Annotated in this window: 7 protein-coding genes; 4 read left to right on the top strand and 3 right to left on the bottom strand. The window is 59.8% G+C overall.

Features of this window, described 5'->3' with window-relative positions:
- Together JWR14_RS29140 and JWR14_RS29135 are read left to right on the top strand one after the other, a co-directional pair.
- A partial coding sequence (locus JWR14_RS29140; RefSeq protein WP_299716033.1) for a peptidase domain-containing ABC transporter occupies window positions 1-2,684 on the top strand: 2,684 nt, incomplete at its 5' end.
- Window positions 2,681-3,973, top strand: a complete 1,293-nt coding sequence (locus tag JWR14_RS29135; protein WP_299716030.1) for a sigma-54 dependent transcriptional regulator — start codon at window positions 2,681-2,683, stop codon at window positions 3,971-3,973. The genes JWR14_RS29140 and JWR14_RS29135, both read left to right, overlap by 4 nt.
- On the opposite strand, the gene JWR14_RS29130 is transcribed toward JWR14_RS29135, so the two are convergent.
- Both JWR14_RS29130 and JWR14_RS29125 read right to left on the bottom strand, forming a co-directional pair.
- Window positions 3,970-4,749, bottom strand: coding sequence for a protein phosphatase 2C domain-containing protein (locus JWR14_RS29130; protein WP_299716027.1), 780 nt, complete (start codon window positions 4,747-4,749; stop codon window positions 3,970-3,972). The genes JWR14_RS29135 and JWR14_RS29130 overlap by 4 nt on opposite strands.
- Before the next feature lie 105 nt (window positions 4,750-4,854).
- Window positions 4,855-5,145, bottom strand: a complete 291-nt coding sequence (locus tag JWR14_RS29125) for a hypothetical protein (RefSeq protein WP_299716025.1) — start codon at window positions 5,143-5,145, stop codon at window positions 4,855-4,857.
- Window positions 5,146-5,744: 599 nt separating this feature from the next.
- Here JWR14_RS29125 and JWR14_RS29120 point away from each other — a divergent pair.
- A complete protein-coding gene (locus tag JWR14_RS29120) occupies window positions 5,745-6,242 on the top strand; it encodes a lecithin retinol acyltransferase family protein (protein ID WP_299716021.1) in 498 nt (165 codons plus the stop codon).
- A gap of 33 nt (window positions 6,243-6,275) precedes the next feature.
- On the top strand, window positions 6,276-6,524 hold the full coding sequence (locus JWR14_RS29115) for a hypothetical protein (protein WP_299716019.1): 249 nt from the start codon (window positions 6,276-6,278) through the stop codon (window positions 6,522-6,524).
- 452 nt (window positions 6,525-6,976) lie between these two features.
- Here JWR14_RS29115 and JWR14_RS29110 read toward each other — a convergent pair.
- Window positions 6,977-7,178: hypothetical protein (locus tag JWR14_RS29110; RefSeq protein WP_299716016.1), on the bottom strand; the 202-nt coding region annotated here is incomplete at its 5' end.

Raw genomic sequence — 7,178 nt, 5'->3', positions numbered from 1 at the left:
CGGCGCTCGCGTTCGTCACGAGCTATGTCGCGATCAGTTCGGCCGGCGGTTTTGTCGCGAAGCTCTTCGACCTGCGAGGCAAGATCGACAAGGCCGAGCTCGAGGCGTCGGTGCGCAGCGTCGGCGTGAAGCGGGTTGCCGCGGGCAAGGAGATCATCCATCAGGACGCGCGCGATGACCGGCGGCTATACGTGGTTCGGCAGGGCGAAGTGCGGATCGTGCGCAAGGAGGGTGCGAACGAATATCTGCTTGCGACCTTGAGAGCGGGCGAGGTCTTCGGCGAGAAGGCTTGCCTGTTGCGACAGGAGCAGCAGGCAACGGTCATCGCGAACGTGGATACACGCCTCCTGGTCGTTCCAGAGAAAACCGTGCACCTCGTGCTCGAACGCAACCCGAAGCTGCGCGAAGTGCTGGAAGACCGCATCCGGTTTACCGAGCGCGAGTTGCAGCGCCAGAAAAAGCTGGAGGAACGACGCTCGCTGCCGGCCATGCTCGACCTGCACTCGAAACCGGAGTTGGGCGAGCGGGTGATACGCCGCTTCGCGTGGGTGCAGCAGGCGGAGGAGATGGATTGCGGCGCGGCCAGTCTTGCAATGATCTGCAAGCACTACGAGATATCCATGACGCTCGGCAAGCTCCGCGAACTCGCCAACGTCACGACCCAGGGCGCGACGCTTGACAGTCTCGCGCGAGCGGGCGAGGTGTTGGGTTTTACCACGCGTGGCGTTCAATGCACCTTCGAGTCACTGCGCGGTTTCGAACTGCCGTTCATTGTCCACTGGGAGGGATACCACTATGTAGTGGTGTACGGAATCTCGAGGAACCAGGTATGGGTGGCGGACCCAGCGATGGGTTTTCGGAAGATGGACGTGGAGGAATTCGAGCGTGGCTGGAGCGGCACGTGCCTGCTGTTCACGGCCCCGCCCGAACTTGCGCAAGCAGCCGGCAGCCGTTCGCCGTGGGTCCGGTTTGTCGGCTACCTGAAACCGTACAAGAAGATCCTGGCGCACCTCTTCCTCGCGACGTTCGTGATCCAGATGCTCGGCGTCATTCCGCCGCTGATCATCCAGAATATTCTCGACGGGGTGATCGTTCACCAGAACGTCGGTCTGTTGCATTTGCTGATTGCCGGCTTGATCATTTCCAACCTGTTCTCGCAATTGATGGCGACCATTCGCGCGTATCTTGCGAACTTCATGGTCCGCAACATGGACTTCGCGATGATGTCGCAGTTCTTCCGCCATACGCTGTCACTGCCTTTCTCGTTCTTCGCCAAACGCAAGACTGGCGATATTTTCGCGCGCTTCCAGGAGAACCATACTATCCGCGCGTTCCTCACTGAATCGACCGTGACGACCGCGCTCAACTTGCTGATGGTCTTCATCTACTTCACGATCATGTTTCTCTACAACGTGAAGATGACCCTGCTGCTGATCGGTTTCGTGATTCCGATCATGGCGCTGACCGCGCTCGCCACGCCGAAGATCAAGAACTACGCACGCGAGGTTTTCTCTGCATCGACCGAATCGAAGTCGTTCCTGATGGAAGCGCTGGGCGGCGTGGAGACCATCAAGGGCATGGGCATAGAGCGGACTGTGCGACTGAAGTGGGAAAAGAAATACGCCAAGGCGCTGGAGGTCCAGTATCGCGCGCAGGCGTTCAATATTGCCGTGTCGCTGGGCAGCCAGATGCTGAACGCCGCGACCACGATCGCGATTCTTTGGGTGGGCGCGAACATGGTCTTGACGCACGAGATGACCATCGGGCAACTGATTGCGTTCAATGCGTTCATGGGGAGCGTGCTGACGCCGCTGATGGGGTTGATCGGCCTGTGGAGCCTGCTCAACGACGCTGGCGTCGCCATGGAGCGATTAGGCGATGTGCTCGACATGGAGCCGGAACAGAAGCCGGAGGATCTGCCGTCGCGCATCATGCTGCCCGACCTGCAAGGCGAGATCAGCCTGAACAATGTGTATTTTCGCTATGACGGCAATGACACTGACTACGTGCTGGAGAACATCAGTTTCGAGATCAAGCCGGGTGAGCTGATCGCCATAGTGGGCCGGAGCGGTTCCGGCAAGACCACGCTCGCGAAGCTGCTGGTCGGTTTCTACACCCCGACGGAAGGCAAGATGGTGGTCGATGGCTACGATCTGAATGTGATCGATAAAAACGTGTACCGCGCGCAGATCGGCTATGTCATGCAGAGCAACCTGCTGTTCTCCGGGACGATCGCGGAGAACGTGGCGAGCGGCGACGAAGCGCCCGACCGCAGGCGCATTGAAGAAGCCGCAAAGATGGCCGATGCCCACGGGTTCATCAGCAAGATGCCGTTGGGTTATGAGCAGATCGTGGGTGAACGCGGCGTGGGTTTGTCCGGCGGCCAGATCCAGCGGCTCTGCATTGCGCGCGCGCTTTATCACGATCCGCGCCTCCTGGTTTTCGACGAAGCAACCTCCGCGCTCGATACCCAATCGGAAAGCAACATTCTCGGCAACATGCAGGAGATCCTGAGGGGCCGCACGGCGGTGATCATTGCCCACAGGCTCAGCACGATCATGCGTGCAGACAAGATCCTCGTGTTGTATGAAGGCGCGATCGTCGAACAGGGACGCCACGACGAACTCGTCGCGCGCAAGGGCATGTACTACCAACTCGTGCAAAAACAACTGAGCGCAGCATGAAGATACTCGACGATATCGAAGACCTGCCGGCCAGCCCCGCGACCTCGTACGCCGGCCTGCTGGAGAAGATCGAAATTCTCCGCTCGACGTTACGCTGGTCGTCGCGCATGGAGCGCCCGGAAATCGAGAAGCTGCTGAGGCAGGCGAGCGTGCTGCGCGACGAGGTGATGCAGTTGTCGCACAGAGAGCGTTTTGTACAGGCGGCTGTCGCCGAGCCGCAACGTCTGGCCGGATCCCCGCGCGAGCGCCGCGAGGCATTGCTCGCGCGAAGCTTCATATTCGAAGGCACTTTCGGCGATAACCCCAAACTGCTGGAGGCGCTGGAGATTGCCGAGAAGGCGGCGCCAACCGATCTGCCGGTGCTGGTGGACGGGGAGAGCGGAACAGGCAAGGAACTGATGGCGAAGGTGATTCACGCGAACGGCGCGCGCGCGGACAGGCCGTATATATCGGTGAATTGCGGCGCGATTCCGGACAACCTGCTGGAGTCCGAACTATTTGGTCACAAAAAAGGCGCGTTCACCGGGGCATCGAATGATCGGAAGGGAAAATTCGAGAGCGCACATACGGGCACTATTTTTCTCGATGAAATCGGTGAGTTGCCACTTGCGGGACAGGTGAAGCTCCTGCGCGTACTGGAAGCCCATGAGATCCAGCGCGTGGGATCGGATGAGCCCATTGCGGTCGACACGCGGATCGTGGCGGCAACGAATCGCAACCTGCGACGCATGAGCGAAGAGGGGCGCTTTCGCGAGGACCTGTTCTATCGGCTCAGTGTGATCCACCTGACCTTGCCGCCGTTGCGCGAGCGGCGCGACGAGATTGCGTTGCTGCTGGCGTATTTCGGCGACGAAGCCGCGGCGGCGCTCAAGCGCCAGCCGGTGAGGATGACGCTCAGGCTGCGCGAGTTCCTGCGGACATACGACTACCCGGGCAATATCCGCGAATTGAGAAATCTGGTCTACCGGATCGTCTGCCTGGCGCCGGAAACGGCCGACATAGAGCATCTTCCCGTCGATATCCGTCCAGGTAATTCAACCTCTGCAGTGAGCGGTTTGGCCGCAAGCGCGGTCTCGCTCAGCGATGCCAAGCGCACGGCCAGCGATGAAGCGGAGCGCGCTTTTCTCGAACGCGGCCTGCACGAAGTGGGCGGGACGGTCGCGGAACTGGCGCGGCGCTTCGAGATGAACCGCTCGCATGTGCAGATGCTGCTGAAGAAGCACGGGCTGCATTCGAAGGATTTTCGCAATCACGCGGCGCCCGCTGCGCAGAAGGACAAGGACCACTAGAGCGTTGGATTGATCTGCGTTTTGTCGAGGCAGAAAATATCCTCGGCCTGCGCCACGACCACCGAGATGTTGTCGCGTCCGCCGCGCCGCAGGGCGAGTTCAAGCAGCCGCGCTACCGCTTGCCGGCAATCGCCGGTTGTCAGGACGCCGCCCATTTCCTCGTCGCTTACCTCGTTGCTCAACCCGTCGCTGCAGAGCAGGAAGATGTCACCGTCATGCAGATCGATACGATCCGCATCGAGCTCAAGCGTATCCATGGCGCCGACAGCGCGCGTTATCAGGTGTTTCCCCGGATGATGCAGCGCCTCTTCCGGGCTGATCTGACCGCGTGCCTTCAGTTCTTCGACCTGGCTGTGATCGCGCGTCAACTGTCGCAAGGAACCTTGTCGGCAAAGATAGAGGCGGCTGTCGCCTGCCCACAGATACCCGCAAGACCGTTCGCTCGCCAGCAGCATGACGACCGTGCTGCCGATCCGGCGCACTTGCCGTCGCGCGGCTTCCGAGCGCAGGTCCGCGTTGACCGCCATGAGCCGCTCTCGTGCTTCGCGCATGCGCTCGTCGAGAGGGACGGGTTTGCCGGGCGCCGATGAGTGCTCCAGCCGGTCGATCACCATCTGGCTCGCGACATCGCCAACCGCGTGGCCGCCCATGCCGTCGGCGACGGCCCACAGGCCGTGTTCGGGCATTTCGAGGCAGGCGTCTTCGTTGACCTCGCGCACGAGACCTGTGTCCGTGCGGGCGGCCGATGTCCATCGAAACTCACCGGTGTTACTCATGAGACCTCCGATGTCGGCAGCGGCGCGCGTGTCTGCGCCGAAGGGTTGCCGCGTGAACGGCGAGACAGAACCGGTTGCTTCGTGTGTGCTTCCTTGCGTTCCGCTTCAAGCGTGGTTGAGGCTGTGCTCGTTCGGGTTGACCGAGATGTTCGAATTCGAGCCGGTGTTATTCACGTTGGTGGTCTGGAACTGATTGATCATCTGATCAGCATAGAAGTTGTTAGTCGTTTCGTACAGGTTCACGACCGGCATCATGGATGAGGGGTGCGATTCGACGAAGGGCAGCACCCAACCAAACACCCAACTCCCAAGGCCGTTGCCGCCGTGGATGCAGGTCATCGCTTGATGATCGAGCGTGAGATCACAGGGAATGTCTTCAATGGCGAGTGCAGTCATGGTGAGGCTCCGGTGTCTTGCCTGGTTAGCGAGGGGTGGACGCGCTTCTTTATGCAAGGCGCATGCCGAAAGTGGGACTGCTGAGATGCGTTTCACGCTGAGCCTTCTGGCGCGTGCGTTTGCGTTGTATTGCGTGGGATGCGGATCACCTTGGGTCGCTGCGCCTGGTTGGTTCGGCGCCAACAAGTCGAGTTGTTTTAGTCGTCGCAAGACCAACACTTGGACATCACGTTGGCTTCACTTCTGCCCGACATGAAGCGCTGGAGGCATCGCAACTAAGGCCCCAGGAAGCGATCGATCAAGCGTCGGTTTCCGAGCGCATGAACATTTGATGACAGGCTCCTACCATGGCCGGTGATCCGTTCGCCCATCGCGCTTCGTTAGTTCTATCACCCGCTTAGTGATGGGGTTGATCCAACACATCGCTCGAAAAAGTGTTGGGTCTCTCATTGTCTTCACGCTGCCTCCAACACCCTTATTTCCGCCTGCGCCTTGTCACATAAGGCTGTGCATGCATTGGCCCGGTTGATGCAATGACTTGATCAACCGCCGGCTTACTTGCAACACCCCGGCTTCCACCCATCCAGGAGAAACCGGTCATGTCGGGCAATCAATCATCCAGGCTCTGCGCTCGACTCGGCCGCTCAATTCCCGATGTCGCCATCGACTACGAACCCGCTCCCGGTGCTCACCTCGTGACGCAACGCTCGGGTTACGAACATCACGGCATTTACGTAGGCAACGGCCGCGTCGTGCACTACGCCGGCTTCGCGGGTTCGTTGCATCGCGGTCCGATTGAAGAGACCACGCTCGAACGCTTCGGCGCAGGGCGCGAGATTCGCATTCGCGTCCATGCCATGGCGATGTTTACCGGGCAGGATGCGGTCCGCCGGGTTCGCTCAAGGCTGGGTGAAGACCGCTATCGGCTGCTTAGCAACAACTGCGAACACCTCTGCGCCTGGGTACTTTTTGGCGAGAACCGCAGTTCGCAAGTGGAGGCCTGTCTCTCTCATCCAGGTCTCGCGTACCGCGTGGCAATAGCCATGCTCAAAGGCTGGGTCAACGCGCGGGGTCATGACGACCTGCTCGCCGCATGAACCTGTTCACTGTCGTCATTAAGGAGAAACATCATGAATACGCAACGTGATTCACTGCGTCGGATAGTCGACAAATGGCTCGCGCCAACACCCGGCGCACCGGTACGCGAGATCCGCCTGTGCCGCATGCCGGCGAACCATACACGCTATGTCCGCGTGGAAGCGCTTCGGCCGACCGGTGTGCTGGCATTGCTCTTCTTCCGTCACGACGACGGATCGTGGCAAGTGTTTCCGCCAGAAGCCGCACGCATGACGATGAGCCCACGGCGCCTGGCAATGTGATGTTTTTTGCGTTAGCACTAATAAAACAAGTGCGCTGCGGCAAGTGTTTTCCCTAAGCTGCTCTCCGGCCCTGGCGAAGCGGGCCTTGGGCAACGCGCTCGACACAAGGATTCAGGGACGCGTTATCCCAAAGTGTAGGAGCGGCACGCACTGTTAGCGCTGCAATCAGAAATTTATCGCTCTTTAGGCCGTCCTGTTCCGCAAGACGTCAAGGACATACCGGATTTGATATCGGTATCGTCAAAAATCTGATTGGAAAGGAATCAGCCGCTTCCTTAAGATGCACTCGAATATCAAAACTTCGAGACACCACCGCTTCAATGAAACGCGACTCGCACGTTCCCCCGCTATTCAAGCGCACCATCGGCGGCGGCCGGGCAACGAGCGCAACCGTAAGCCCTTTCACCCATTCTTCCGCTCCCGGTGAACCCGTTGACGCCTACGTCGACACGCTACCGCTTGCCATCGGAACGCGATTCATCCGGCGTACGGAATCGCGGAAATGCACGGGGGATTTCCAGCGCACAAGCATAAGCACCGCAGCGAACAATCGCGACAAAACATGCTGCCAAACCGCCTGTCCGGCGGATTAGCGCGGGCTGAAGATTGACCAGCAGTAACGCAAGAAGGGCGAACGGGCTGCAAGCCTGCGCC

Source organism: Caballeronia sp., from assembly GCF_028292365.1.
Taxonomy (GTDB): domain Bacteria; phylum Pseudomonadota; class Gammaproteobacteria; order Burkholderiales; family Burkholderiaceae; genus Caballeronia.
This window is presented reverse-complemented; position numbering and strand designations above follow the sequence as displayed.

What these genes read in the sequence shown, in the direction of transcription:
- JWR14_RS29135 (WP_299716030.1), top strand. Translation starts at nt 2,681, where the DNA reads ATGAAGATACTCGACGATATCGAAGACCTGCCGGCCAGCCCCGCGACC.
- JWR14_RS29130 (WP_299716027.1), bottom strand. Translation starts at nt 4,749, where the DNA reads ATGAGTAACACCGGTGAGTTTCGATGGACATCGGCCGCCCGCACGGAC.
- JWR14_RS29125 (WP_299716025.1), bottom strand. Translation starts at nt 5,145, where the DNA reads ATGACTGCACTCGCCATTGAAGACATTCCCTGTGATCTCACGCTCGAT.
- JWR14_RS29120 (WP_299716021.1), top strand. Translation starts at nt 5,745, where the DNA reads ATGTCGGGCAATCAATCATCCAGGCTCTGCGCTCGACTCGGCCGCTCA.
- JWR14_RS29115 (WP_299716019.1), top strand. Translation starts at nt 6,276, where the DNA reads ATGAATACGCAACGTGATTCACTGCGTCGGATAGTCGACAAATGGCTC.